24 protein-coding genes are annotated in these 26,291 nt (G+C 70.3%); 17 read left to right on the top strand and 7 right to left on the bottom strand.

Annotation, left to right across the window (positions count from 1 at the left end; genetic code table 11):
- Positions 1-30 precede the first annotated feature (30 nt).
- Positions 31-1,995, bottom strand: a complete 1,965-nt coding sequence (locus ACFC0G_RS36580; RefSeq protein ID WP_376412450.1) for an NAD-binding lipoprotein — start codon at positions 1,993-1,995, stop codon at positions 31-33.
- 772 nt (positions 1,996-2,767) lie between these two features.
- Here ACFC0G_RS36580 and ACFC0G_RS36575 point away from each other — a divergent pair.
- The gene (locus ACFC0G_RS36575) at positions 2,768-3,568 is read left to right on the top strand and encodes a HEAT repeat domain-containing protein (protein ID WP_376412447.1); all 801 of its coding nucleotides are present in this window, start codon (positions 2,768-2,770) and stop codon (positions 3,566-3,568) included.
- A gap of 29 nt (positions 3,569-3,597) precedes the next feature.
- Here the strand turns inward: ACFC0G_RS36575 and ACFC0G_RS36570 are convergent, their stop codons facing one another.
- On the bottom strand, positions 3,598-4,176 hold the full coding sequence (locus ACFC0G_RS36570) for an ArsR/SmtB family transcription factor (protein ID WP_376412444.1): 579 nt from the start codon (positions 4,174-4,176) through the stop codon (positions 3,598-3,600).
- 57 nt (positions 4,177-4,233) lie between these two features.
- Between ACFC0G_RS36570 and ACFC0G_RS36565 the strand changes: the two genes are divergently transcribed.
- Entirely contained in the window at positions 4,234-5,139 is a 906-nt protein-coding gene (locus ACFC0G_RS36565) for a S41 family peptidase (protein WP_376412441.1), read from the top strand.
- 159 nt (positions 5,140-5,298) lie between these two features.
- Here ACFC0G_RS36565 and ACFC0G_RS36560 read toward each other — a convergent pair whose 3' ends face one another.
- Positions 5,299-6,750: an RNB domain-containing ribonuclease gene (locus tag ACFC0G_RS36560; protein ID WP_376412438.1), complete on the bottom strand. Its 1,452-nt coding sequence runs from the start codon at positions 6,748-6,750 to the stop codon at positions 5,299-5,301.
- 150 nt (positions 6,751-6,900) lie between these two features.
- On the opposite strand from ACFC0G_RS36560, the gene ACFC0G_RS36555 reads away from it, so the two are divergent.
- From ACFC0G_RS36555 to ACFC0G_RS36540, 4 genes are all read left to right on the top strand, one after another.
- Complete coding sequence (locus ACFC0G_RS36555; protein ID WP_376412435.1) at positions 6,901-7,440, top strand: 2'-5' RNA ligase family protein; 540 nt, start codon at positions 6,901-6,903, stop codon at positions 7,438-7,440.
- Between the two features lie 290 nt (positions 7,441-7,730).
- Positions 7,731-8,189 (top strand): MarR family winged helix-turn-helix transcriptional regulator, encoded by a 459-nt coding sequence (locus tag ACFC0G_RS36550; RefSeq protein ID WP_376412432.1) that lies wholly within the window; start codon positions 7,731-7,733, stop codon positions 8,187-8,189.
- 26 nt (positions 8,190-8,215) lie between these two features.
- Positions 8,216-9,670 (top strand): MFS transporter, encoded by a 1,455-nt coding sequence (locus ACFC0G_RS36545; protein ID WP_376412429.1) that lies wholly within the window; start codon positions 8,216-8,218, stop codon positions 9,668-9,670.
- 112 nt (positions 9,671-9,782) lie between these two features.
- On the top strand, positions 9,783-10,076 hold the full coding sequence (locus tag ACFC0G_RS36540; RefSeq protein ID WP_327700538.1) for a DUF1330 domain-containing protein: 294 nt from the start codon (positions 9,783-9,785) through the stop codon (positions 10,074-10,076).
- A gap of 86 nt (positions 10,077-10,162) precedes the next feature.
- Here the strand turns inward: ACFC0G_RS36540 and ACFC0G_RS36535 are convergent, their stop codons facing one another.
- Positions 10,163-10,468 (bottom strand): hypothetical protein, encoded by a 306-nt coding sequence (locus ACFC0G_RS36535; protein ID WP_376412426.1) that lies wholly within the window; start codon positions 10,466-10,468, stop codon positions 10,163-10,165.
- Positions 10,469-10,551: 83 nt separating this feature from the next.
- Here ACFC0G_RS36535 and ACFC0G_RS36530 point away from each other — a divergent pair, with 83 nt between their 5' ends.
- Positions 10,552-11,322: a transposase family protein gene (locus tag ACFC0G_RS36530; protein WP_376412423.1), complete on the top strand. Its 771-nt coding sequence runs from the start codon at positions 10,552-10,554 to the stop codon at positions 11,320-11,322.
- A gap of 89 nt (positions 11,323-11,411) precedes the next feature.
- Here ACFC0G_RS36530 and ACFC0G_RS36525 read toward each other — a convergent pair whose 3' ends face one another.
- Positions 11,412-12,182 carry a transposase gene (locus ACFC0G_RS36525; protein ID WP_376412420.1) on the bottom strand — a complete coding sequence of 257 codons (771 nt, stop codon included), beginning with the start codon at positions 12,180-12,182 and terminating at the stop codon, positions 11,412-11,414.
- A 92-nt stretch (positions 12,183-12,274) separates the two neighbouring features.
- Between ACFC0G_RS36525 and ACFC0G_RS36520 the strand changes: the two genes are divergently transcribed.
- The gene (locus ACFC0G_RS36520) at positions 12,275-12,823 is read left to right on the top strand and encodes a hypothetical protein (protein WP_376412418.1); all 549 of its coding nucleotides are present in this window, start codon (positions 12,275-12,277) and stop codon (positions 12,821-12,823) included.
- A gap of 136 nt (positions 12,824-12,959) precedes the next feature.
- Here ACFC0G_RS36520 and ACFC0G_RS36515 read toward each other — a convergent pair whose 3' ends face one another.
- Complete coding sequence (locus tag ACFC0G_RS36515; protein ID WP_376412415.1) at positions 12,960-13,691, bottom strand: hypothetical protein; 732 nt, start codon at positions 13,689-13,691, stop codon at positions 12,960-12,962.
- Between the two features lie 588 nt (positions 13,692-14,279).
- Between ACFC0G_RS36515 and ACFC0G_RS36510 the strand changes: the two genes are divergently transcribed.
- On the top strand, positions 14,280-15,521 hold the full coding sequence (locus ACFC0G_RS36510; protein WP_376412412.1) for a PP2C family protein-serine/threonine phosphatase: 1,242 nt from the start codon (positions 14,280-14,282) through the stop codon (positions 15,519-15,521).
- Between the two features lie 231 nt (positions 15,522-15,752).
- Here ACFC0G_RS36510 and ACFC0G_RS36505 read toward each other — a convergent pair whose 3' ends face one another.
- Positions 15,753-16,388 carry a ScbR family autoregulator-binding transcription factor gene (locus ACFC0G_RS36505; RefSeq protein WP_376412409.1) on the bottom strand — a complete coding sequence of 212 codons (636 nt, stop codon included), beginning with the start codon at positions 16,386-16,388 and terminating at the stop codon, positions 15,753-15,755.
- A gap of 149 nt (positions 16,389-16,537) precedes the next feature.
- On the opposite strand from ACFC0G_RS36505, the gene ACFC0G_RS36500 reads away from it, so the two are divergent.
- The 8 genes from ACFC0G_RS36500 to asnB all read left to right on the top strand — a co-directional run bounded on the left by ACFC0G_RS36500 (position 16,538) and on the right by asnB (position 26,286).
- Positions 16,538-17,533 (top strand): ScbA/BarX family gamma-butyrolactone biosynthesis protein, encoded by a 996-nt coding sequence (locus ACFC0G_RS36500; RefSeq protein WP_376412406.1) that lies wholly within the window; start codon positions 16,538-16,540, stop codon positions 17,531-17,533.
- Positions 17,530-18,459: an NAD-dependent epimerase/dehydratase family protein gene (locus ACFC0G_RS36495; RefSeq protein WP_376412403.1), complete on the top strand. Its 930-nt coding sequence runs from the start codon at positions 17,530-17,532 to the stop codon at positions 18,457-18,459. Before ACFC0G_RS36500 ends, ACFC0G_RS36495 begins: the two co-directional genes overlap by 4 nt.
- A 165-nt stretch (positions 18,460-18,624) precedes the next feature.
- A complete protein-coding gene (locus tag ACFC0G_RS36490) occupies positions 18,625-19,560 on the top strand; it encodes a hydroxyacid dehydrogenase (protein ID WP_376412400.1) in 936 nt (311 codons plus the stop codon).
- A gap of 21 nt (positions 19,561-19,581) precedes the next feature.
- The gene (locus tag ACFC0G_RS36485) at positions 19,582-21,093 is read left to right on the top strand and encodes a M20/M25/M40 family metallo-hydrolase (protein WP_376412397.1); all 1,512 of its coding nucleotides are present in this window, start codon (positions 19,582-19,584) and stop codon (positions 21,091-21,093) included.
- Positions 21,090-22,070, top strand: coding sequence for a 2,3-diaminopropionate biosynthesis protein SbnA (gene sbnA, locus ACFC0G_RS36480; protein WP_376412394.1), 981 nt, complete (start codon positions 21,090-21,092; stop codon positions 22,068-22,070). Before ACFC0G_RS36485 ends, sbnA begins: the two co-directional genes overlap by 4 nt.
- A gap of 89 nt (positions 22,071-22,159) precedes the next feature.
- Complete coding sequence (sbnB, locus tag ACFC0G_RS36475; RefSeq protein WP_376412391.1) at positions 22,160-23,167, top strand: 2,3-diaminopropionate biosynthesis protein SbnB; 1,008 nt, start codon at positions 22,160-22,162, stop codon at positions 23,165-23,167.
- Between the two features lie 41 nt (positions 23,168-23,208).
- Positions 23,209-24,480 (top strand): hypothetical protein, encoded by a 1,272-nt coding sequence (locus tag ACFC0G_RS36470; RefSeq protein WP_376412388.1) that lies wholly within the window; start codon positions 23,209-23,211, stop codon positions 24,478-24,480.
- 3 nt (positions 24,481-24,483) lie between these two features.
- Positions 24,484-26,286: an asparagine synthase (glutamine-hydrolyzing) gene (gene asnB / locus ACFC0G_RS36465; RefSeq protein ID WP_376412385.1), complete on the top strand. Its 1,803-nt coding sequence runs from the start codon at positions 24,484-24,486 to the stop codon at positions 26,284-26,286.
- Positions 26,287-26,291 lie beyond the last annotated feature (5 nt).

Here is a 26,291-nt window from a genome sequence, read left to right as displayed (position 1 = left end):
TGCTGACTTCGAGGCGGTATGGCTGCGAGTTCAACGCGAGCCCGTTGGTTGATCAGTCCCCGCGCTTTCCGCGCCGTCACGGGGAAACATCGGTGTATCGGCCGGCCGGGCAGGGCCCTCCTGGGGCTGGAGGGTTTCGGCCGTGGCGACGACGATCAGGATGTCCTCGTGCGACCAACGGCGCGTTCCGGTCTTCGGCGGGTTGAGGAGCGGGATCCGGGAGCCGCCGGGGCGGTAGCCGAGGGCGGTGGCGCCCTGCCGTCCGGCGGCCTCCACGAGCGTGGCGAAGGGCGCTTCGGTCCCGGCGGGGACGTAGTCGGTGGCGGGGCGGAGGCGGACCGCGTTGCCTTCCGGGGAGAAGAGCTCGTCGAAGGCCGCCGCGAGTTCGACGGTCTGCGAGACCTGGGCCATGAGCAGGCCGACGAGCCGTCCGCCGACCACGAGGTCCGTGTGCGGGCCGGCCGGGGCGAGGGGGCGGTGCTGGGCGTCCGTCAGTTCGGCGATGGTGGGGTTCCGGCGGCCCGACTCGCGCTCGGCGGCGCCGAGCTGGAGGAGGGTGACAAGGGTGTGTTCGTCGGGGTCGGGGTGGCCGTCGGGGCCGCCGAGGACGAGGACGCGGTGTCCTGGGTCAAGGGCGGGGAGGGTCTTCTCACGGACCGTCTCCCAGCCGTTGCGGGCGAGACCGTCGACGATCTCGGGGCCGCGCCGGTTCCAGCCGAGGACGAAGACGCGGCGGGGGGCGGTGCGCATGTCGTCGGCGGTCGCGGGCTTCGCGGACGAGGGGGGCGGGAGCGGTGTTGCCTGGGGCGCGGTCCAGGTCGGTGGGGTCTCGTCCTCGGCCAGGACGACGACGGCGTCGCCGGGGCCGAGGGCTGTCTGCGGCGGCGGGTTGAGGAGCGGCGAGCCGTCCGGGCGCACGAGGCCCACCACGCACCCGTCCGCGCAGGCCGCCCGCAGCTCGGCGAAGGTCCGGCCGCCGAGCCCGGGGACACGGTGGACGTGCAGCTCGGCGCCGGCGAAGTCGAGCAGGTCCTCCAGGACGCGCGACAGTCCGGGTTCGAGGACGCACTGGACGAGGGTCCGGGCCGCGATGCCGTCGACGTCGAGGACGACCGCGCCGGGCCCGGCGGCGAGCCGGGCGGTGGTGACGTACCGGGTCTGCCGGACCGCCGCCACGACACGTACCGGGCTTGCATCACCGACCACGGCTCGCAGCGCGAGCAGCGTCTTGACGACCTGGGTGTCCGCCTCGGGGGTGTCCGGCGGCAGCACCACGACCGCCCCGGCGGCGGCCGGACTGACGCGGGCGAGCGCCGCCGGATCGGCGGGCCGGCCCCGGCGACAGAGCAGCCGGACACGTCGGCCGCCGACGGCGGTGACAGCCGCCCGCAACTCCCGCTCCATGTCGAACTTGTCACGGTCCGCGAGAACCACGACCGCACCGTGCCGCCGCTGGGCATGAGCGGCGAGCAACTCGGCGACAAGCGTCGGAGTCTGCTCGGACCAACCGAGGACCAGTGAGTGGCCGCGCTCCACTACCGTCGACTGGCCGCGCTGGAGCTCGGTCAGCCGGTCGGTGATCGCGGTGGAGACGAGGCCGACGAGGGTCGAGACGTAGAGCAGGGAGACGAGGGCCAGCAGGACGGAGAGGACCATCCGCAGTGGCGGGCCGACCTCGCCGCCGAGCCGGAGGGTCTGGCCGACGGTCCGCCAGACGGTCGCCACCTTGCCCTGGACGGTCTCGGGCGAGCGGCTGTCGGTCCAGACGAGGAGGGCGCTCGCCGGTGCCACCACGGCCAGGCAGACTAGCGCGAGCCAGCCCGCGACCGTGGTCATGCCCTTCACCACGGTCCGGTCCACCCAGTACCGCGTCCGGTCCCGCAGCGACGGCGCGGGCCGGTGGCGGGGCGGGGCGGGGGTAGGAGGCGGGGCCGGGACGGCTGCCGGACGGGACGGCCGCTGGGGCGGGACCGTGTATTCGAGCTCTTTGCGCACGTCAGCAGGGTGACGGCGGCACCGGGGCGAAACGCCGTCGACGGGCGCCGTTCATCCTTTCGGGCAGGCGGCCGGGAGTCAGGCGTTCGACCCGCAGGCGCCACCTCGCTCCTCCGTGCGCCCGGGGCGCCGGGTCGGGCCGTGGTTCCGTAGGCGGGGAGGTACGAGGCTCCGCCGAGGCTGAGGCTGAGGCCGAGGCCGAGGCCGAGGCCGAGGACGGTGCCGGGGCCCGTTCGGCGGCGGCGATGGGGCTATATGGAACACACAGATCGAGACCAGGTACACGCGCTCCTGCACGGCAAAACTGCCGACACCGGCCTGCCACATGAGTGACTACAGGGCACCTGCCTCGCAGTGGACCTGCCACCCGTCGCGGACGAGGCGCCCTTCGTCGAGGCATGGGAACCCCTTGCCCAGGCCGGCGCCCTCCACTGGGAGATCGGCTCCTGACCGAAAGATCATTCCGCTGAGAGTTCGACGGACTGCGCTCGTCGAGCAATGTCGGCCCGTCCTCGCGGGCGAAAGGACGGAAGCCGTTCAGGATCTGCCGGCTGAACGCCGCATGAGCCTCATCCAGAGGTGTCGCAAGTGGGAACGGGCGTAGCGGAGCCACCTGGCCGCCGAGGTGTGGAGACGCCTTCGGCAGGTCGTCGGTCTTCATATAGGTGTGGTCGCGAGGGTGACCAACTCTGGCTTCACACACTGATGTGGGACGCCTTCGTCCCATACGCGCAGCCGATGCCGAGGAACCGGTCGCCTAACATCCCGTGTCATGGCGATGTTCGTGCACTTGACCTCAGCGGCGAACGCGCCGCGCATCCGGCGGTCCGGGATTCGGGCGGCCGGCCACGGACAGGGCAGCGCGCGGGGGGTCTACTGCTTCCCGGTCCTGCCGTCGTACACCCTCACCCACCAATGGCTGCGCGAGCTGGCCCGCTTCGGCAGCCGGGGCGGGCTTGTGGCAGTCCACGTACGACTCGACGACGCCCAGGACGTGCTGGTCGGACGCTATACCGACCGGGCGCAGCATGCCCAGACCACCGTTTCCGCGTCAGAGGCAGTACGGCGGATCGCGGCACTGGAGGACCCGCGCGGGTGGGAGGTGTTCGTCCCCCGGGCGATCCGGCCGCGTGAAGTACACCGGGTCCGCACCGCGCCGCAGGTGGCGGGCTGGCGATACCTGCCGGACGCACACGGTGTGCGCCCCTGCACCTGTTTCGGGTGCCGTGTGCGCGGCGGATACGGGGCGCGGCGCCTGCGCGAGCGGTTGCCGCACCCGCTGGATGGTCCGCCGCCGCCCGTCAAGGTGCTGCTCAGCCGGGTCGCGGCCGATGACCCCGGGGACCCGGCCGCGCTGCGGGAGGTACTGCACTGGTTCGGAATGCGTCGGCGCGGCCCGCTCGCCCAGTTGAGCCGCCTCGCCGCCCACCCCGACCCCGGGGTGCGGGAGGAGCTGGTGTGGGCGGTCGCCCGCTGGTCCACCCCAGGGGTCACTGAGCTGCTGGACGGCCTCGCCGACGACCCGCACTCAGACGTCCGGGAGGCAGTGGAAGCAGCCCGAGATCCACAGTGATCGCCGACCCCCGGGAATGAGCAGATCGTCTAGGCGGTGCCGGTCGTGCCGGTCGTGCCGGTCGTGCCCGTCGTGCCCGTCGTGCCCGTCGGCGGAGCCTGCTGGTAGAGCGCCACCAATACGCCGTGCACGGGCTGGTCCTCTGCGTTCTCCTCGGCTTCGTCGACCAGTTGGGTGAGGGTCTCGCCGAGTTCTCTCGCCTTCGCGGGGCTGAGACGCAGGTGGCGCAGTGTCAGGTGGGTCTCGGCGGGAGAGCGGCCCAGCTCGTGGGCGACCGCGGCGAGCATCGCGGCGGTGCCTGCCGCTTGGGGTTCGGCGACGACCATCTGGCGGGCCGTGCGCTGGTGGTACTGCTCGGTGCCGCCGCGGACCTGGCGGGTCTCGGCGATGTGGACGAGCCCGGCTTCGCGGAGCACTTTGAGGTGGTGGGCCACGTTGCCCTTCTTCGCGTCGAGCTGCGCCGCGAGTTGGCTGGTGGTGGCAGGCCGGTGGCCCAGGGCGAAGAGCAGCCGCTGACGCAACGGGTGGGCGAGTGCCGCGAACTGCTCAGGCGCACCGATCTCCAGGACGTCCTCAGGGGGTGGCAGGTAGGGAGGCTGATCACGCATACCGAAAGTGTCTAAACTCTTTGACGCTTCCGCAAGGGTAATGCTCTACTCCCTGTCATGACGACTTCAACGAAGCTTCCGCCGGCCCCTGTTATCGACGAGACAGCCCGGCTCCTGAACGAGCACTACGTCTTCCCCGAGATAGCCGAGCAGCTCTCCGGCCTGCTGCAACGACGCCTCGCCGAGGGCGCGTACGACGTCGACGGCGCCGAGGAGCTCGCCCGTCTGGTCACCGCGGACCTGCAGTCCGTCAACGGCGACCGACACCTGAGGCTGAAGCACCACGCCGACCCGGTGTCCCCGAAGCAGGGCGCGGCCACCCTGGACGCCATGCGCCGGGACTTCGACACCTCGCTGGGCGGTGCGCCCCGGGTGCAGTTGCTCGACGGCGGGGTCGCCGTGGTGGAGCTGGCGCCGATGCTGTTCCCGCTGGAGTGGGCCGCCGAACCGCTGGGCGCCGCGCTCACCGTGGCCTCCCGCGCCCAGGCGCTGATCGTGGACCTTCGCACCAACCGGGGCGGCGACCCGGACACGGTCGCCTTCGTCTGCAGTTACCTCCTGGACGAGCGCACCCATCTCAACACCATGCACTGGCGCAGCGACGAGCGCGTTGAGCAGTCCTGGAGCCTGCCGCTCGTTCCCGGCGCGCGGTTCGGTGGCAGCAAGCCGTTGTACGTGCTGTCCAGCAGCAGCACCTTCTCTGCCGCTGAAGAGCTGGCGTACAACCTCCAGCAGCTCGGCCGCGCCGTAGTCGTCGGCGAGCCCAGCCGCGGCGGCGCACACCCGTGCAGGGGCTGGACGGTGCACCCGCACCTGGAAGCCACCATCCCCGTCGGCCGCGCCATCAACCCCGTCTCCGGCACGAACTGGGAGGGCACCGGCGTGCAGCCGGACATCCCTTGCGCTGCCGCTGACTCCCTCGACCACGCGCACACGCTGGCCCTCGCCCGCCTGGCGGGCTGACCCGGTCCGGCTCATCGACAGCACTGCGCGCAGCGCCTCCCCCTGGCCCCGTCAGCGGCTGACTTCGGCGGCGAGGGCCCCGGCTCTCCGGCGGCGAGGTGGCCGGCCCCGGCGTTGTGGTCCGCGCGGGTGGCGCGGCCCGTCGGGGGCGACGGGGCGCTACACCGTGTTGAAGAGGATCTTGTGCTTGGTGGGGAAGAAGGGGTCGGCCCGTGTGAGTTTGGCCTGGACGCTCGCGCCCAGGTCGAGCGTGGCGCCGGACGTGATCTTGCCCATCACGGCGGGTTCCGCCAGGTACACGGTGCCTTCCTTCGGTTTGTTGTCCTCCGCGTCGGTGTTGATGACCAGGCCGCCGAAGACCTCGCCCACCCGGTTCTTGAGAACCGCGGCCTCCGCCAGGTCCACCGCGCGCCGGTCCGCCACCTTCCCCTTCCCCCGCGCCATGTCGCACGGCAGGCAGTACAGGGCGTCGAGCACCCAGTTCGGCGGGGCCTGGCCGGTGCACGCGGCCACGCACAGTTCGCCCGTGTACCGGTCGATCAGGCGCCGCAACGGGGCCGTGCAATAGGTGTACGGGGCCGCGATCGCCGCGTGGAGCGTGTGCTCCGGGACGTGGTGGTCGCGGAAGGTGGTGTACTCCGCCTTGAGCAGCATGGCGGTGGCCTCGCTGAGGAAGGCCATGTGCTTGTGGTCAGCCGGATCGAGGGAGTTGACCAGTGCGGCGTACGAGACGCCGGGCTTCCAGTCGATACCCACGTGCTGTGCGATGTCGTGCACGCGCCGGACCACGTCCTGGTCGGCCTGTTCCTTCTGGGTCCGCAGGATCCCGGTACCGCTCTCCAGCATGATTCGGGCCGCGGCCATTCCGGTCATGAGGGAGATCTGCTCGTTCCAGCCCTCCACGGGCAGTGCCGCCACGTAGCCCAGCCGGAACGATCCGCCCGCCAGGGTGACCTCCTGGTCCGGCAGGTTCACCGCGACCCCGCCGCGCGCGGCCTCGACCGCTTCCCGCAACTTGCCGATCTCGCGCAGCAGGGCGACGGACTCCTCGGCCGTACCGGCCTCGATGTCCTGCTGGACCCCCTGGTAGCTGAGCTTGGCCCGACTGCAGACCTTGGCCCGGCTAACAGTCGAGTCGGTCACGTTGCCGTCGGCGTCGAGGTCGTGCTGCCACAGCAGGGCGGGGACGACCTGGTCCGGAAGCAGGCTGGCCGGCCCCTCGGAGATCGAGGGCGGGTAGAGGGGCACCTTGAGGTCGGGGAAGTACAGCGTCTCGATCCGGTCGTGAGCCTCGGCGTCGAGCGCGCTACCCGCCTTGACGAAGGCGGCCACGTCGGCGATGGCGTAGTGCACGCGGTACCCGCCACCGGGCCGCCGCTCCAGGTACATGGCCTGGTCGAGGTCCTTCGAGGTCGGCGGGTCGATCGTGAACAACGGCAGGTGGGTGGCGTCCTTGTCGGGCAGTTGGAGCCCGGTTTTGGCGTCCTCCGCCGCTTCCAGCACATGCGCGGGAAATTCCGTAGGGGTCTTCAGCTCTGCCCGGAGCTGCTGCAGTGCCTTGAGCAGGGCGTCCTGGGCCTCGCGGGACATGTGCATCTGGCGGCGTCGCATGTCGCGAGCGTAAGGCGGCGACCACGGGGTGGCTCAGTGAGCGGGTCCGGGCGGGGGAAGGAGCAGCGGCCCAGGGAGGTCGTCCCCTGCGGACGCGGGGAGCGGCATCGGCCGGACGGCTCTGCGGCAGAGGTGACACCATGCGGCGTCATGGCAGATGACAACACCAGTGCGTTTCAGGCGGGCCAGACGGGCCTCATCGTCCGGATCCCGGAGGCGGAGCCGGCCGTCGGGCGGTGGCGTGAACGGCTCGACCCCTCGGCCCCGGCCGGGGTCCCCGCCCACATCACCGTGCTCTTCCCGTTCCTCGACGAGAGCCGAACAGACGCGCTTGTCCACTCCGCACTCGCGGACGTACTCGGCCGCCACCAGGCCTTCGACCTGCGGTTCGAGAGATGCGGGCGGCTCCCGGAAGTCCTGTATCTCGTCCCCGAGCCTGACACACGGCTGAGGCAGCTCACGGAGGCGATCGCTGACCGCTGGCCTGAGGCTCCGCCGTACGGCGGCCGGTTCGCCGAGATCGTGCCGCACCTGACCATCGCTCAAGGACAGGACGACGCCGTCCTGGCGGAGATCGAGGCCGACCTCGCCGACAGGCTTCCGTTCACGTCTCGCGTCTCGTCGGTTGAACTCATCGTGTACGACGGCACGAAGTGGCACGTACGGGCGTCGTTCGCGCTCGGAGAGTGAAGCAGGCCATGAGGCTTGGCTGTCCGCTGGTCCGCTGTCCCTCGGGCGGCGGACCAGCGTGGGGCCAGTCGGCCGGCTGCACACCAGGGGCCGAGGACGCAGTCTCCTGAGCCCCCGCGCGGCCCCGGATCGCGGTCGCGGTCGCCCGGCAGGGCGATCCCTCAGGGCGATCCCTCAGGGCGATCAAAACCGACGCCGTTCCTTTACGCGAACGCGTTGCAAGTCAACTATCGCCGAATCCCGATCGGGAGATGCATAAAGGATTCATATAAATCCGCTATGCTTCAGGCATGAGTCTCCGAGACGCCGCGCACGGCGCTTCCGATGCCATCGGGTCAGCCCTCTACGGTCTGGCCACCAGGGCCGTGAGACGCCTTCCCCGCGACATGAGCCTGACGTCCGCCGCCACCTTGGCCACCCTGGACAAGACCGGCCCGCGACGGATCACCGATCTGGCGGTGGCCGAGGGCGTCACCCAGCCCGCGATGACCGTCCTGGTGCGGGTGATGGAGGAATCCGGGCTGGTCGTGCGGAAGGGCGATCCGTCCGACAAGCGGGTCACGCTGGTGTGCCTGACCGAGGCCGGCGCGTCGTACGTCCGGACGCGACGCCAGGCGGGCGTCGACGCGTACGCGCGGTTGATCGACGAACTCACCGGTGACGAGGTCGAGGCCTTGGCAGCAGCCCTTCCGGCGCTGCTGCATCTGGCGGAGCTCGAAAGCCACGCCCGAGAGGAGTCGGACCGGTGACCGCGGCCCAGGCTCGTGACCAGCCCATGAGCACTGCCCTGATACGTTCCGAGGCACGTCTGCTGGTCCCCGCCCTGGTGTTCATCGCCCTGGTCGTGGCGGCGGTCGCCAGCCTCGGGACACCGCTCATCACCAGCGTGGCGACCACGTTCCACGTCTCCCTCGACAGCGCGCAGTGGACGCTGACCATCGCCCTGCTCAGCGGCGCCGTCGCCACGCCCGTCCTCGGCCGGCTCGGAGCCGGTCCGCACCGGCGGGCCACGATTCTCGCCACGCTGGCGATCGTCGTCGTCGGCAGCGCGCTCACCGTGCTGCCGCTGTCGTTCGCCTGGCTGCTCGTGGGCAGAGCGGCCCAAGGCGTCGGACTCGGTCTCACGGCGCTGATGATGGGCGTGGCCCGCGACCATCTTCCCGAGGAGCGCAGCGCGGCCACGATCGCCCTGATCTCAGTGGTCTCCATCATCGGAGCCGGCGTCGGCTACCCGCTGGCCGCGCTGCTCGCCGAGTTCGGCGGACTGCGGGCCGCCTACGGCCTCGGCCTGCTCGTCACCGCCATCGCCTTCGTGACCGCGTGGCGCTCCATGCCCGCAGCTCCCGAAGGCCGCTCCGCTCACGTGAACGTGGCCGGTGCGCTCGTCCTTGCGGGTGGACTGCTCCTCGTCCTGTTCCTGGCCGGCGAGAGGAGCCTGTGGAGCCGACACCTCGCCGTGGCGGTGACCCTTGCCGTCGCCGCCGTACTCCTGCTCTGCGTCTGGACGGTTTCCGAACTGCGAACCAAGACGCCCCTGGTCGACGTCCGGGCGGTTCGGCACCCGGCGGTCGCCGGGGCGAACATCGCCATGTTCGTCGGCGGGAGCGGCATGTACCTCCTGCTCACGCTCATCACCCGCTACGCGCAGACGCCGCACAGCGCCGGCTACGGCTTCGGACTGACCACCTTCGTGGCGGGGCTGGTCCTCATCCCGTTCTCCGTGCTGGGGTTCGTCGCCGGCAAGCTCACGCCGCGGGTCCGCGAACGGATCGACGGCCCCGTGCTCCTGGCCGGCAGCGCCGCCATCGTCGGCGGCGGGTTCGTCCTGTTCGCCACCGCCCGGTCCAACCTGGCCGAACTGCTCTCGGCCATGGGTGTGCTGGGCTTCGGCGTCGGCAGCTTCTCGGCCGCCATGCCCGGCGTCATCCTGGCCGTCACCCCCAAGAGCGAGACGTCGAGCGCCATGAGCTTCAACTACGTCGTCCGCAGTGTCGGGTACTCCCTGGGCAGCGCCATCGGCGGTCTGGTCCTGGCCGCCGGCACCGCCACGGGCCGCCTCTTCCCGAACGACGACGCCTACACGACCGCGGCGCTGGTCGGCGTCGCCGCGATGGCGATCACGACGATGGCCAGCCTCGCCCTCGCCCTCCGACGCTCACCCGAGACCCATCCGATCACAGCCCCAGCCGGTGTGCCGGGCCTGGGCGGGTCGAGTCGAACCGGAAGCTGAGGATCGAAGCCGTCCGACTTCGACGCCGTCTCCGTCGGCTCGCTGACCCACAGCGCGCCGGCCATGGATCTGAGCATGCTTCTGAGCATCAATTCCGAACACAGGAGGCACCGTGGTCAAGGGTTATTGGGTCAGCGCCTACCGCACCATTGCGGACCCCGAGAAGCTGGCTGCCTACAACAAGCTGGCCGGTCCAGCCGTCGAGGCCGCGGGCGGGCGGCTGCTCTCCCGCGGCAGCCGGGTCGTCGCACACGACGCCGGAATCGCCGAGCGCACCGTCCTGATCGAGTTCGACAGCTTCGAACAGGCGGTCGCCGCACATGCGAGTGCGGCCTACCAGGAGGCGCTGGCCGCACTCGCTGACGGCGTCGAGCGAGACTTCCGCATCATCGAAGGCCTCGACTGACGCTCGGGGCTGCGTCGGCGACGGACACGAAGCCGACTGCGGGGATCGCCCCGGCTCGTCAACGCGCCGCACCGTCGCGAAGAGCGTCAGGCCAGTGGCATCGGCGGTGATGTCCAGTCCGGCGACGGTTCCAGGCAGCGCGGCGGCACGGCGGCACGGACGTCGTCCTCGATGTCGGCGGGGGTGCGTTCGACGAGGTTCCAGCGGCCGATGTGGGTCAGAGCCGGGCGGACTCGATGAGTACGGTCTGGTGGGCCACGGCTTGCCGGAAGAAGTCGGCCAGCGCGGTAGGGCCGACGGTCTGATCCGCCGTGATCGCCTGATTCAGCGGTCCCGGCGGCGCGCACGGGTAAGTCCGACGGTTCGGTCGTCTCGACGTCGATGGCCGTCATCGCGGATCCCCTCGCTGCTCAGCTCCCCTGGTACGGGGCCTAAAGCGTGTTGTAGAAGGCCGTGAAGCGGGCATTTTCCCTGTATGCGTGGGGTGTTGAGGGCTGAGCCGTTGTGGGTGGAGACGTTCACCGGGCTGCGGAGGCGGCAGTTCGAGCGACTCTTGAAGGTCGTCCGTGAACGGGGCGGGAACGGTCCCGGTGGTGGCCGTCCATGGTGTCTGCCGCTGGCGGAGCGGGTGCTGCTGGTGGCTGTGTACTACCGCACGAACCTCACGATGCGACAGCTCGCGCCGCTGTTCGGCGTCTCGCCCGCGACGGTGTGCCGGGTGATCCAGCGGCTGCGTCCGCTGCTGGCGATCGAGCCGGCCACCCGGCCGGCCGACGCGGTGGAGCGGTTGTGGATCGTGGACGGCACGCTGATCCCGGTCCGCGACCGGAAGGCCGGTGCGTCCTCGCGTAACTACCGGTTCTCGGCAAACGTGCAGGTCATCATTGATGCCGACACCAAGCTGGTGGTCGCGGCTGCCCGTCCGGTGCCCGGCAACACCGCGGACGCGAGGGCATGGCGGGACTCCGGCCTGGCTGAGGCGTGCGAAGGCGTGACCGTGCTGGCTGACGGCGCGTACATCAACACCGGGCTCGTCGTCCCGCACCGCAAACGCCCCGGCCGGGCCCTGCTGCCCGGCGAAGAGGAGGACAACGCCGAACACCGCAAAGTCCGGGCCCGCGTCGAGCACGCCTTCGCCCGCATGAAGCACTACAAGATCCTGCGCGACTGCCGCCAGCGCGGCAACGGCCTCCATCATGCGGTCCAGGCCGTCGCCCACATGCACAACCTCGCCCTCGCCTCATGAACCGACCGGCCACGACCCCGGCTCTGACCTGCCCAGACAACACCTTCTGCAACACGCTTTAAGGGCCGTCCCGTAAGGATCCCGCTTGCCTATCCGGTGAGCGCGAGGTTGGGCATCCGGGCGATGCCGAGCATGGCGTGGTGGACGCCGTCGCCTTTGAGGCGGCAGTCGCGGAGGCTCTTCCATGTCTTCATGCGGGCGAAGACGTGCTCGACGCGGGCCCGGACCTGCTTGTGGGAGCGGTTGTGCTCTTCCTTCCAGGCCGGGAGTTCGCGCTGGCCGCTCTGTCGGCGGTGCGAAATAACGAGTCCGGTGCCCGGGTAGCCGCCGTCGGCGATCGTGAGGGTCCTACCGACGGCGGCCTTGGCGCCGGACTCCGCCCATGCCTTGCAGTCGTTGCGGTTCCCGGCGAGCGGCCGGCCGACCACGACGACCAGCCGGGTGTCGGCGCCGATGACGACCCGGTGGTTGGTGGAGTACCGGTAGTTCTTCGACCGCTCGGCGACGGTGTGGTCGCGGGTGGGGACCAGGGTGCCGTCCACGATGAGTACGGGGTCCTTGGCGAACCGCTTGCGGGGCTGGAGTGCGAGCAGGGGGCCGAGGTGGTTGATGACCCGACCGGCCGTGGACTTCGAGTTGCCCAGCAGCGGAGCCAGCTGCCGCAACGTCAGATTGGTGCGCCAGTAGGCCGTGACCAGCAACACCCGGTCCTCCAGCGGCAAACTCCATGGCCAGGCTCGGTGGACCACATCTGCTCCATCGCGCCGCGGCGTGGTCAGCAGTTTGCCGAAGCAGCGCGGACTCAGCCCCGCGAACGAGGTTATCCAGGAAGGCTCCGATGCCGTGATCACACTCGCCACACTCGTGATCATCACTCAGGCCGGCCCAATGCCGAGGCAATCCCACAGTTACGCTGATCGGGGCAGTCCACTGCGCAAGACCGGGGGAAACCGTGAACCGACCACTGCTGTTCCTCGACGTGGACGGGCCGCTCAACCCTTACGCGGCCAAGCCGGAGAGACGTCCCGACGGCTACACCACACTCAGAGTTCCCCGGAACGACGCCCATCAGGACAACAGAGGCCTCTCGTCCCGACGACCCCTGCGAGTCTGGCTCAACCCAGAGCATGGACGAATCCTGCTCCAGCTCGGTTTCGAGTTGTGCTGGGCCACCACATGGATGGACGACGCCAACCGGTGGATCGCCCCGGTCCTCGGCCTTCCGGAACTTCCCTTCGTGGACTTCGGCGATGTCCTGCTCCAAGAACGCCCTGATGGAGTCCACTGGAAGACCGGGCCCCTGGTGGACTACGCAGGCGGCCGTCCCTTCGCCTGGGTGGACGACGAGCAGAGCGAGCTGGATCAGACCTACGTGACCGCCCACCACCAAGGTCCTGGGCTCCTGCACCACGTCAACCCGCGGATCGGCCTACGGGAGAACGACTTCCACACGCTCGCCGACTTCGCCCGGTCCCTGGACACCTCACGAACCACCGGCTAAGCACCTCGCCAGCTCTTCAGGCTGCTCCGCACTCGGAGCCAAGATCTTTGCGGGACAGCCCTTAAAGCGGCGGTGCGAGCCTTTCACCAGGCATCGGGAAACGGCACGCATATGATCCGGCGTGACGACCGACGTCTCACGCGATGACTCGTTCGGCGACCGAGAAGTCGGCTTCGCAGTCTGGGCAGGTCGCGTTCCCGAAGACGTAGGTCAGTACGTGGGCGACTTCGTGTTGGCCGTCGGTGAGTGCGATGCCGTGGAGACGCGAGCCGATGCCTTCCAGGGTCGCAGGGCTCGTCGGGCGGAGCGGGCGGGATTCGACGGCGTCGTCCGACAGGGCGTAGTCCTCGCTGGTGCAGAAGAACCCGCGTTCACCGAGGACGATGAACAGGTCGGTTTCGCAGCCCGGGCAGGAGACTTCGTATTCCTCGTTCCCGAGCCCCCAAGCCAGGTGCTCGCTCCATCCCGCGACGCCCTCGAAGCCGAGCATGGATTCCAGGAGGCCGACGTACTCGGTGTGATCGGTCGCGGTCCGGAGATGGCGGTTCGCTGATGCCAGCAGGGCCGCGATTTCTGCCGAGTGCCGTGCGCGAACTTCCTCCACTCCATGCGGCTGCTCGGCGCCCGCCATGATGGCGCCGGCCAGGCCCAGGGCGTTCACGGCTTGTCCCCGGTCTTCGTTCTCGGCCATGCCGGCCAGCCAGGGCAGCGCGGCGAAGCTGGCCGAGTAGACGCTGCCCTGATGACAGAGTGCGGACCACAGGTCACTCCAGAGCTCTGGCGTGGGCTCGGAAGCGATGTGTGCCAGCAGGGCGGGTATGTCTTCGGCGGAGCCGTAGGCATGGCTGAGTTGTGGCCAATCTGTCATGCCAGGAATCTCATCACGCCTGTGGCTGCCGGAAACGACGGGATGGCCGCCGTCTCAAGCGCATTGCACAGACGGCGACGGATGGGCGCGCGTCTCATGCCTGAGCAGGGCTGAAGAGAACGACGGTGTCCGACCACGATCGTGTCGCGCCGCGAGGCCGCACGGGCGACGCTGGAAGCAGGTGCGTCACGGCTGAGCTCCTTACTCACCGGCAGCAAGGAGTGGCGTACTGTGACCGTTTCGGTTGTCGCCTCAAGCAACTCGTGGCCGGCTCGGTGGACGCGGGCGACATCGGCAGGGGAAAGGTCGTGGGTGCGGTGCTCGGAGTCGCAGGCACGGACGATGTGGAGCCGCCGGCTGCGTACGTCGGCCTCGGCAGCAGCCCGCAAGACCGGCGTCCAGGACTGCCCTCACCCTGCCATCGAATCGCGGCGGCCGACCGAGGCCACAGGAGCCAGGACTATGCCGTGGCGGTCTTGGAACCCCTGCCGGCGTGGACGGGCACCTCGCGTCTCACAGCCCTGGGCATCGCATGGCATTTCCTGTGACGACGCACGTTCACCGCTGCGCAGCTGAGAGGACCGGTGCATGCCCGTGGGACGCGACATTGACTACACGGCGTTGTTCGCGGCCACGCCCAGTCCCTATCTGGTGCTGGGTCCGGACCTGGTGATCGTCGACGTCAACGAGGCCTACCTCCGCGCCACCGGTCGGAGCATGCAGGACCTGGTCGGTCAGCACCTGTTCGACGCGTTCCCGGACAACCCGGCGGACGCGAACGCGGACGGAGTGCGGAACCTGAACGCCTCGCTGCAGCGGGTCCTGCGGTCGAAGCAACCGGACACGATGGCGGTACAGAAGTACGACATCCCCGTCGTGGCCCGGCCCGGGACGTTCGAGGAGCGGTGGTGGTCACCGATCAACACCCCCGTACTGGGCCCGGACGGGCAGGTGGCGTGGATCATCCACCGGGTGGAGGACGTGACCGACTTCGTCCGCTCCCGCCCGCCCGGACCGGCAGGGGGTCTACTGGCCAGGCGGCAGGTGATGGAGGCCGAGCTGTACGCACGGGCACGGGAGCTGCAGCGGCTGAACGAGGAACTGCGGCAGGCACACGCCCGCGAGCGCCAGGTCGCAGTGACTCTCCAGGAGGCCATGCTGCACTCGCCTGACCTGGAGCACCACCGGAATGTCGCGGTGCGCTATCTGCCCGCGGTCGGGTCGCTGAACGTGTGCGGCGACTGGTTCGACGTCGTCGATCTGCCCGACGGCTGCTTCGGCGTCGCGGTCGGCGATGTCGTCGGCCACGGCCTGGAGGCCGCCGCCGTCATGGGCATGCTGCGCAGTGCCCTGAGCGCCGCCGTCCGAGCCGTGCACGAACCGGCCAAGTCGCTCGAAGTCCTCGGCCTGTACTCACGGTCGGTCGAAGGCGCGCTGGCCACCACCGCCTTCCAAGCCGTGATCGACACTCGTCGCCGACACATCGCGTACAGCAGCGCCGGACATCCCCCGCCCGTTCTGCTGCACCCCGACGGCACCTACGACCTGCTTGTCCGAGCGACCGACCCGCCGCTCGGCGCACGCCCCGAACACGTCACCCGCCCGCAGGCCGGCCTCCCCTACAGCCCCGGTGACACCCTCGTGCTCTACACCGACGGACTCATCGAACGCCGCGACGAGGACATCGACGCCGGACTGCACCGACTCGTCGACGCCCTCACCGACCACGCCCGCACCGGCCCGGACATCCTCGCCGACGCACTACTCGCCCGCCTCGGCGTGGCCGGCGGCGCCCGCGACGACATCGCCCTGGTCGTCGTCCGCCTCTGACCACGCGCACAGGCAGCCGGCTCAGAGGCAGCCGGCTCACAGCGATCCAGGCTCAGCGTCAGAGGACCTCTGCTGCCTGTGCCTGCGCCTGTGCTGGTTCTGAGGCAGGGCTGAGGACGAGTTCGGCGGTGAGGGGCGGGGCTTTCGGTCCCGCCCCCCATGGCCGTCTACCGCTGCGAGAGCGCCGGCGTGCGCTCGGAGCCCGCCGAGCGCCGCGCGCGCAGCGAGGGCTCAGGCTTTGGCCGTCAGGTCGAGCTCGGGCGATCCGGCCGGCAGGGCCCGGACCGCGGCCTCGGGGGTGGTGAGGCCGGGGAGGATCTGTTGCCACCAGCTGGTCAGGCGGTCGTGCAGGTCGCGGCGGTCGCAGGTGACGTGGGAGAGCATCTGGATGCCGGTGAAGGAGCCCACGACGCTTGCCGCCACGTCCTCGGGGGCCAGCTCCTCCCGGAGTTCGCCTGCGCCCTGGGCGCGCGCCAGGTCGCGGGTGAAGGCTCGTAGCCACCAGTCGTACACGTCCGAGTCATGCGGCTGGAACGTTCCCTGTTCGACTGTGAGCCGTATGCTCGCGCGGAAGAGGGTGTCGGTGCGCAGCCGGTGGGCCAGCTCGTGGGTGAGGTCGATCACCTGCTGCATCGGTGACGAGGAGAGACTGTGCGACTCGAGTGCCACCTCCAGCTGAGAGGCCATCACACCCTGTGCGATCTCCTCCTTCGACTTGAAGTGGAAGTACATCGCCCCCTTTTTGACGCCGCTGCGCGCCTGGATCTCGTTGATGCTGGCGGCCGCGTAGCCGCGCTCGTCGAAGACTTCGGCTGCCCCCATCAGCAGTCTCCGTCGTGTGGCAATCGCCCGCTCCTGTTGCGCCATGCGAGTGTGTATTCCTTGTTTCCGGGGCGTGTCCGCCGAATGAGAACAGTGACCGATCGCTTCAAAACAAAACGTACGTTGGGTATTGTATGCGGTGCCCGGCGGCGTCGTGCCGCTCCTGGGGAAGCAGCGCAGACAGGAACCGCGACATGCCGATCGACCTTCCGCTTCCACCCACTCTCCCGGACACGCTCCTGCCCGTGGACGAGAACTTAAGCCCCTTCGTCTACGAGCGGTCGGCGTCCCGCGAACTGGTCCACCGGACGGCCATAGGCGAAGTACTGCTGACCGACGACTGGTTACGCATGGGCCCCCACCGCTTCAAGGTGGGGGCGCAGTGGCCGCGTGGGCACGGCTTCTACGAACCTGTCGGTGGCCACTGGCACGACCCCCTGCTGGCCGCCGAGAGCATTCGGCAGGCCTCCTCTCTTGTCAGTCATGTCTTCTACGACCTGCCCCGCGATCATCCGTCCCTGATGACGGAGCTGAGCATCGACCTCGAGCCGGACGCGCTCCTCCTCGACGACCAGCCGGCCAACGTCGAGCTGGCCATCACCTGCACGGATGTGACGTTGCAACGCAATCGCCTCGCGGGGATGACGATGGACGTCGGCCTCACCCGGGGCGCGGTGCGCCTGGGGCGGGGCCGGATGACACTCAACTGCATGTCGGGCTCCGTCTACCGGCGATTACGCGGCGCGCACGCCGAGGTGCCCGCGACCCTGCCCGAGCAGGCCGTTCCCGTGCCCGCGCACGAGGTGGGCAGGGCGCGCGGAAGCGACGTGGTACTCGGGCGGCCGGCGGACGGCGAGGAGGGGTGGCCACTGCGCGTCAACTGGACGCACCCCACGCTCTTCGACCACCCGACCGACCACGTGCCGGGGATGCTCCTGCTGGAGGCGGCGCGCCAGGCGGCTCAGCACGTGCTGGGGCCCGGCGCCGTGCTGGTGACCGGCATGGCCAATCGCTTCCACCGGTACGTGGAGTTCGACACCCCCTGCTTCGTCCGGGCCCGTTCGGCCCCCTCCCCGTCCGGTGACGGGGCGTACGAGGTTCGGGTGATCGCCGAGCAGAACGGCACGGCAGTCTACGAGTGCGTCCTGACGGCCCGCGCCGAGCCGGCGCCGTCGGGCGGTCGGAGATGAACCGTCCCCGCATCCTCGTGACCGGCGCGTCCGGATTCATCGGCGGCGCGGTCCTTCCGCTCCTGCGCTCCGCGGGGGCCCACGTGCGCGTGCTGGCCCACCGGCGTTCGGTGACGCCGGGTTCGTACGTCGAGATCGTGGACGGCGACCTCACGGACCCCGCGAGCCTGCGCGGCATCTGCCGCGACGTGGACGTGGTCCTGCATCTGGCCTCGTACATCGGCCAGGAGGAGGAACGGTGCGTCGCGGTGAACGTCGAGGGCACGCGCCACCTGGTGGAAGAGGCCGAGCGCGCGGGCGTGGCCAAGTTCGTGCAGCTGAGCACCGCGGCCGTGTACGGGAACGGGCCGTTCCGCGCCCTGCGCGAGGGCGACGTGGAGCCGAGCCCCGTCTCGCCGACCAGCCGCAGCCGACTGCACGGCGAGCAGTTCGTCCTCCGGGCGGGTGGGGCGGTCCTGCGCCCCTACCTCGTCTACGGCACCGGTGACCGGTGGGTGATGCCAGCCCTGCTGCGCATGGTCCGCGCCCTGAGCTCGGGGCTGCCCGAGCGCGGTACCGCGATGCTCTCCCTCACCGAGGTCGGCAGCCTCGCCGCGTCCCTCGCCCACATGGCGGTGAGGACACCGCCGCGGCGGGCGGCCGGAGTCTTCCACGCCTGTCCGTCCCGGCCGGTCAGCCTGCGCGAACTGGTCGTGGCGGCGCACCGGCAACTCGGATTCCCTCTCGTGGCCGGCGAGCAGTCGTTCGAGCGTGCCCGCGAGGAGCTGGTGAGCGCCGGGTGCGACGGGCATCTCCTGGATCTGTTCGGTGTCGACCACTGGTTCGACGCGAGCAGGCTCGAAACCGTGGGGGGCCATGCGCCCGAGACCGGCCTCTCGGCCGGCCTGGCGGCCCACGCCGCCTGGTACCGGGAGCAGTTGCTCTGAGTTAGGGCCCCGCTCACCCTCCGCGGGGGAAACCGCCCGGGGGGTGACGCAGAACACAAGGGTCACCCTTCCTTCCAAAACAAACCAAACGTTAGGCTTGCTTCAGAAACAAACCAAACGTTTGGCTTTGAAGACTGACTGTCCTGCTTCCTCTAGGAGAGCTCCATGCCTTCACCGATCGTGATCTTGAGCGACGTCCTTCCCGACGACGCCATCGCCGCACTGAAGGCCACTTGCGATGTCCGCCATGTCGACGGCCGTGACCGCCCGGCTCTGTTCGCCGCGCTGTCCGATGCGGACGCCCTGATCGTGCGCAGTGGCACCCGGGTCGACGCCGAGGCGCTCGATCGGGCACCTCGGCTGCGTATCGTCGGACGCGCCGGCGTCGGCCTGGACAACGTGGACACCACCGCTGCCGCCGAGCGCGGCATCATCGTGGTCAACGCTCCCGACTCCAACACCGTGAGCGTCGCCGAACTCACGGTGGGCCTCATCCTCGCCTCCGCCCGCCACATCACCGCCGCGGCGCGCTCCCTCGCGGCCGGCGAGTGGCGCCGGGCCGACTTCACGGGCCTCGAACTGGCGGGCCGCACCGTGGGCATCGTCGGCTACGGCCGTGTCGGCCGGCAGGTCGCGCGCCGACTGGCCGCCTTCGACATGCGGATCCTGGTGCACGACCCGTACGCCGACACCGCCGGCGACGACGTCCACCTCGCCGGACTCGACGAACTCCTCGCAACGAGCGACGTCGTCACCCTGCACCTGCCGAAGACCCCCGGCACCGCGGGGCTCATCGGGGCCAGGGAACTGTCTCTGATGCGGCCCACCGCGTACCTGGTCAACACGGCACGGGGCGGCATCGTCGACGAGACCGCGCTCGTCGAGGCGCTCCGCAAAGGCCACCTGGCCGGAGCGGCGTTGGACGTCTATGCCACCGAACCCCCTGGTGCGTCACCGCTGTTGGCCCTGCCGAACGTTCTCGCGATCCCGCACCTCGGTGCCAGTACGCCCGACGCCCAGCTCCGGGCCGGCCGGGACGTCGTCCGCAAGGTCCTCGCGGAACTGGCTCCGCTGTCGACCCCGGCGCCCACCGCCGCCTGAGCACCCGTCACCCGCACCCGCATGCCGGAGACTCCCTTGTCTGCTCCCTCGTTAGCCGAAACCGTGCGCTCCCTGATGCCCAGAGCCCGCGACGACCTCGCGGAACTGGTCGCCCTGCGCACCGTCGTCGGCGTCTCGCCCCCGGACCAATTCGACCGCGCGGCCGACCGGATCGCCGCTCTGCTCACGGACGCCGGCTTCCCCGAGGCCCGCCTGCTCTCCACCGACGAGGGCCCCAAGACGGTGTACGCCCGCCGCCCCGGCCCACCCGGCGCACCGACCGTGGTGCTCTACGCGCACTACGACGTCGTCTCCGCGCAGGACGAAACCTCCTGGCGTACGCCCCCGTTCCAGCTCACCGAACACGACGGACGCTGGTACGGCCGCGGCAGCGCCGACTGCAAGGGCAACGTCGTCACGCATCTCACGGCGCTGCGCGCCCTCCAGGAGGCCCAGCCGCACGAGCCCTACCCGGACGTCGACCTGGTCGTCCTCGTCGACGGCTGCGAGGAGCCCGGCGACGGCAGCATCGAGAAGGTGCTGCGTGCCCACCCGGACCTGATCGCGCCGGACGTCGTCATCGTCGCCGACACCGGGAACGTCGCCCCCGGCGTCCCCACCCTCACCACCTCCCTGCGGGGCATGGCAGTCGCGGAGATCGAGCTCTCCACACTCTCCACGACACTGCACTCGGGCCAGTTCGGGGGGCCCGTGCCCGACGCGCTGACCGCCCTCGTCCACCTCCTGGCCACGCTGCACGACAGCCAGGGAACACCCCGTGTGCCCGGCCCGCGCAACGCCACCGCCACCGCCACCAGCACCGGCACCGGCACCAGCACCAGCACCAGCACCAGCACCGGCGAGAGCGCCCCGCCCCGCCGCTCCGACGACTACTCCGAGGCCGACCTGCGTGCCGACGCCGGTGTCCTGGACGGTGTCGCGCTCCTCGGCACGGGCAGCATCGCCGAGCGGCTGTGGAGCCGGCCCGCCGTCACCGTGCTGGCCATCCAGTCACCGCCCCTCGACGACGCCGTGCCCGCGTTGCTGCCCTCGGCGAAGGCCCTGGTCAGCGTCCGCACCCCGCCCGGCTCGGACATTCACCGGGTCCACGAGGAACTCGCCGACCACCTCCGCGATCACGCTCCTTGGGGTGCGCACCTGGCGATCCGGCGCGTCACCAGCGGCCCGTCCTTTCTCGCCGACTCCGCGGGACAGGCCTACGCCGTGATGCGCGATGCCCTGCACGACGCCTTCGGCGTGCCGCCCCGTGACGTGGGAGCCGGCGGCTCCATCGCCGTCTGCTCCGCCTTCCGGACGCTCTATCCGGACGCCGAGATCATCTTGTGCGGTGTCGAAGACCCGCCGTCGCACATCCACGGCACCGACGAGAGTGTGAGCCCGCGCGAGATCGCCTCTCTGGCCCATGCCGAAGCCCTCTTTCTGCGCCGCCTGCCCACCTTGCGGACGGACCCGCACGGCTCGGGCCACCACGCTCCCTGCATCCCGTCGACCGGCCCGCAGGAGGACCGATGATCTACCAGCACGCCTGCGACATCGTCACCGACGAGGTCTTCCTCGAACTGGACGGCGTCCTGCCGGACCGGCACCTCTTCCTGAAGCTGGAAGGGATGAATCCGGCCGGTTCGGTGAAGCTCAAGTCCGCGCTGGGCATGGTGGAGGACGCCGAACGCAAGGGCGTGCTCTGGCCCGGCGGCCGGATCGTGGAATCCTCTTCCGGCAGCCTCGGCATCGCCCTGGCCGTGATCGCCGCCTCCCGGGGATACCACTTCACCTGCGTGACCGACCCGAACGTCTCCCCGCAGAGCCTGGCGCTCATCCGCGCCCTGGGAGCCGAGATCCTCCAGGTCACACAGCGGGACCACAACGGCGGCTACCTGGGCACCCGCATCGCCCGCATCCGTGAGATGACCGAGTCCGACCCGGGCCTGGTGTGGCTCAACCAGTACGCCAACCCCGCCAACGCGGAAGCGCACGCGAGACGGACCGCCACCTCGATCCTCAAGAACATCGGGCACGTCGATGTCCTGCTGGTCGGCGCCGGAACCACCGGCACCCTCATGGGCTGCACGCGTCACTTCCGCGCGTTCTCCCCCTGGACGAAGATCGTCGCCGTGGACACGGCCGGATCGGTCACCTTCGGCGGCCTGCCCGGCCCGCGCCACATCCCCGGCCTCGGAACCAGCCGCCGTCCCGAACTGTGCCGGCCCGACCAGGTCGACGAGGTCGTCCTCGTCGACGAGCGCGATGCCGTACGCATGTGCCGACGCCTGGCCCGCGAACACGGACTGCCGCTCGGGGGCTCCACCGGATCCGTACTCGCCGCCCTGGAGTCGATCGCCGACCGGATCCCCGCCGGCTCGCGCGTCGTGGCGCTCTCCCCGGACATGGGAGACCGCTACGTGAAGACGATCTACGACGACATGTGGGTGGCCGACACCTTCGGTACGGGCGTCCTCGACGAATCCGGCAGACGTCCCGTCGCCGCGTGAGCGGACACCCGAGCCCCTGCCCCGACCCCGGACCCGGCCCACGCCGGCGTCCCCGCTCAGACCACCAACGAGACAAGGGATCACCCCGCATGTTCGACTTCCACGTCGTGGGCGGCACCGCCCTGCGCACCCTCATCGACGCCTCCCGTCCCGACATCGTCGAGACGGTCCGCTCCGCCTACCTCACCCACGGCGACGGTCAATCGGTCAACCCGAACAGCTACTTCCTGCGCTTCCCGGAGAAGCCCGACGCCCGCATCATCGCGCTGCCCGCCCACCTCGGCGGCGACTACGGCGTCTCCGGGATCAAGTGGATCGCCAGCTACCCGCGCAACATCGAGCGCAACATTCCCCGTGCCTCGGCCACGCTGCTGCTCAACGACTACGAGACGGGTTACCCCTTCGCCTGCCTGGAGGCGTCCCAGATCAGCTCCGCCCGCACCGCCGCGTCCGCCGTCCTGGGTGCCCAGGAACTCACCGGCGGCCGCACCGCGGACCGGATATGCCTGGTGGGGGCCGGCGTCATCGCGCGCAACATCGCCGAGTTCTTCGCCGCGCAGTCCTGGTCCGTGAACCGCTTCGTCGTCTTCGACCAGAACCCTTCGTACGCCGCCTCGCTCACCCGGCGCATCGGCGAACTGGGCTACGGGGCCGAGCAGGCGGACTCCTTCGAACAAGCCACGGCCGACGCCGACATCGTCGTCTTCGCCACCACCGCGCCCGAGCCCTGGGTGACCCGGACCGACGCCTTCGCCGCCGGACAGACCGTCCTCAACATCTCGCTGCGGGACCTCGGCGCTGACGTCATCGCCGGCGCGCAGAACATCCTCGACGACGTCGACCACTGCCTGACGGCCAACACCTCCCCGCACCTGGCCGAACAGCAGCTCGGGCACCGCGACTTCATCGACGGCACCCTCGCGGACGTGCTGCGCGGCAAGGTCGCCCTCGCGGACGACCGGCCGCGGATCTTCTCGCCCTTCGGGCTCGGCGTCCTCGACCTCGCCGTGGGACAGCGCCTCTTCCAGCAGGCCGTCGACAAGGGCCTCGCGGTCCCTGTGCCGGGCTTCTTCGGCGAGACACAGCGATGGAGCTGACGCCGGCACGCGCCCACTCCCCCGCCTCACGAAAGGCCGCCATGCCGGACACCACCACCACTCTTGCCGACCCCAAGACCCCCGCACCCGTACGGGGAGCGGAACTGGCCGCTCTCGCCGCCGGCCATGCCCAGCGCTTCCCCTGGTACCGCGAACTCCTGCTGCGCCGAGGCGCCCTGGGCTCCGGAGACCTGTCCGACCTCCCTCTTGTCGGCACCGGTCTGCTCGGCGCGCACTACTACACCGCCGAGTACCCGCAGCTGCCGGACGCCTCCGCGTACCACACCTCGGGAACCTCCGGCGGACAGCGCAAGCGCATCCTCTACTCGGCCGCCGACGACGACGCCTACATCGCCCAACGCCGCATACTGTTCGGCGAGTTCACCGCATCGGTGCCGCGTGGCGCGGTGGCCGTCGCGGACCTCGGCACCGGCCATGCCGCCGCCTCGGCACGACGCGTCTTCCTGGAACTCGGCTACGAGGCGTACGACATCGACTTCACCAGCCCCGTGGACGAGCACGTCGCGAAGCTCAACGCGTGGCGCCCGGACGTCTTCTTCACCATGCCGATGATCCTCGACCGGCTGCTCCAGGCCCGGCCCGCCCTGGACATCCAGCCCCGGAAGATCATGGTCGTGGGCGACGTCGCGCCCCCCGCATGGCGCGCCCACGTGGCCGAGCGGTTCGGCTTACGCCCCGAGGACGTCCTGGACGTGTTCGGCTCCATCGAGATCGGGGCCATCGGCTACTCGTGCGCCGAGACCGGCCTGTACCACTTCCACGACCACATCGTCCCCGAAGTCCTGGCTCCCGAGGAGCTGAGCCGACACACCGAGAACGACCGGGTCCCGTCACGGCAGGAAGGCAGTGGGGCGCTCCTGCTCACGTCCTTCACCCGCGGCTACTTCCCCGCCGTGCGCTACGTGACCGGCGACGCCGTCACCGGTCTGCGCCGCATCCGCCACGCCGGCCGCGAGGTGTTCGCGTTCGAACGCATCGACGGGCGGCTCGCCGGCGACTTCAAGCACGGCGAGCGGATCAGCAACCACGACCTGGCGCAGATCATCGCCGAGGTCTTCCCCGGCCACCCGTTCGAGGCGGGTGACGACGACGGCCTGGTCATCAGGGTCGTCGCCGACACGGTGGACGACGACCAGGTCGCCCGGGTGCGCGCGGCCGTGGACCGGCGGGCTCCCGACGTCGCGCAGATGATCGCGTCCGGCCTGGTCGGACCGGTGCGTGTACAGGCCGTCGCGCCGGACGGGCTCCGGTCCGGCCAGGCCAAGCGCCGTCTCGACCTGAAGGAGGGCTGACCGATGTGCGGAATAGCCGGAACGGTGTCCCTGGGACACGCTCCCGTCCACGCCTCCTATCCCCTCGCCGCCTGCGCCGCCATGGCGCATCGCGGCCCGGACGAGACGGGGTCCTTCACCACGCCCGACGCGGCCCTGGCGATGTGCAGGCTGAAGGTCATCGGCCTGCACGACGGCTCCCAGCCGGTCTTCAGCGACGACGGCACGGTCGCGTGCGTCCTCAACGGTGAGATCTACAACCACCAGGAGCTGCGCGCCTTCCTCGCCTCCCGGGGGCGCCCGGTCCACGGCGGCAGCGACGCGCAGGTCCTGCCGCACCTGTACCAGGAGCTGGGCGAGCAGTTCGTCGAGCGGCTGCACGGCATGTTCGCCGTCGCCGTGTACGACACCCGCAACGACCGACTCGTCCTGGCCACCGACCGGGTCGGCAAGAAGCCGCTGTTCTACGCGAAGCCGGGCGCCGACTCGGTGGCGTTCGCGTCGGAGCTGCCCGCGCTGATGCTGCATCCCGGCATCAGCCGGGACACCGACCCCCTCGCCATCGACCAGTACCTCGGTTACCGGGTCGTCCCCGCGCCGCACACGATCTACCAGCAGGTCCGCAAGCTGGAGCCGGCGACGATCCTGGTCCTGGAGCGGGGCCGGCCCGAACGCCGGAGCAGGTACTGGAAGTTCGACTTCACCGCCGAGCTCACCGACCTGCCGCAGGCCGATATCGACGACCGTATCGACGAGCTGCTCCAGCAGGCCGTGCATGACCGACTGGAGTCGGAGGTGCCGCTCGGCGCGATGCTCAGCGGCGGGCTCGACTCCAGCCTGGTGGTCGCCATGGCCTCCAGACAACTGGACAGGCCCTTGCACACGTTCTCCGTCGGGTTCGAGCACGCCGCCTTCGACGAGTCGGTGTACGCCCGCGCCGTGTCCGAGTACTGCGGCACCCGGCACCACGTCTACCGGATCGGGCCGCAGGACGCGAAGGATGCCGTCGACACCATCCTCAGCCACATGGGAGAGCCGTACGCCTTCCCCTCCGCGATCGCGGCCTCGTGCATGTACAAGCTGGCCAGGCAGCACGTGACCGTCGTGCTGACCGGCGACGGATCCGACGAGATCTTCTGCGGTTACGGCCGCTACCGACGTCTGCGCGACCTCTCGGGCGACGGCGACCTCGCCGACCGCTACGAGCGCATCCTGCTCGACGGCGTCCCCCACGAGCTCAAGAACCGGCTGTACACGGCCGACTTCGCCGCGCGGCTGCCGCGCCAGCCGCACAACTACCTGCGGGCCCGCTTCGACCGCACCGATCCCTCGGTTCCCGACCTGGACCGCGCCATGCAGGTCGACAGCGGATTCTGGCTGTCCGACGCCCAGTTGGTGAAGATCGACCGGATGTCGATGGCGCACTCCGTCGAACCCCGCAGCCCGCTGCTCGACCACCGGCTGATCGACTTCGTGACGCGCATCCCCGCGGACCGCAAGCTCGTCGGCGACCAGGAGAAGGCCCCCCTCAAGCGGGTGGCCGCCCGCTACCTGCCCCGGCAGATCCTGGACCGCCGCAAGCAGGAGCTGGCCGTGCCCCTGGAAAGCTGGCTCGGCACGGAGCTGCGGTCCACCATCAGCGACACCCTGACGTCCGAAGCCGCCCTGGAACGCGGCTACTTCCGCCCGGACGCCCTGCGCTCCACGGTCGCCGAGTTCCGCCCCGAGCACAGCTACGCGCTGTGGACGCTCTACATGCTCGAGCGCTGGCACCAGCTGCAGGAGGACAGCACGGCCCGCGAGACGGCTGCCGTCGTCCACGCCTGACACCC

The sequence above is a fragment of the Streptomyces sp. NPDC056169 genome (assembly GCF_042268445.1).
Taxonomy (GTDB): domain Bacteria; phylum Actinomycetota; class Actinomycetes; order Streptomycetales; family Streptomycetaceae; genus Streptomyces.
Note: the sequence above shows the minus strand (reverse complement) of the source record. Positions and strands in the feature narration are given on the sequence as shown.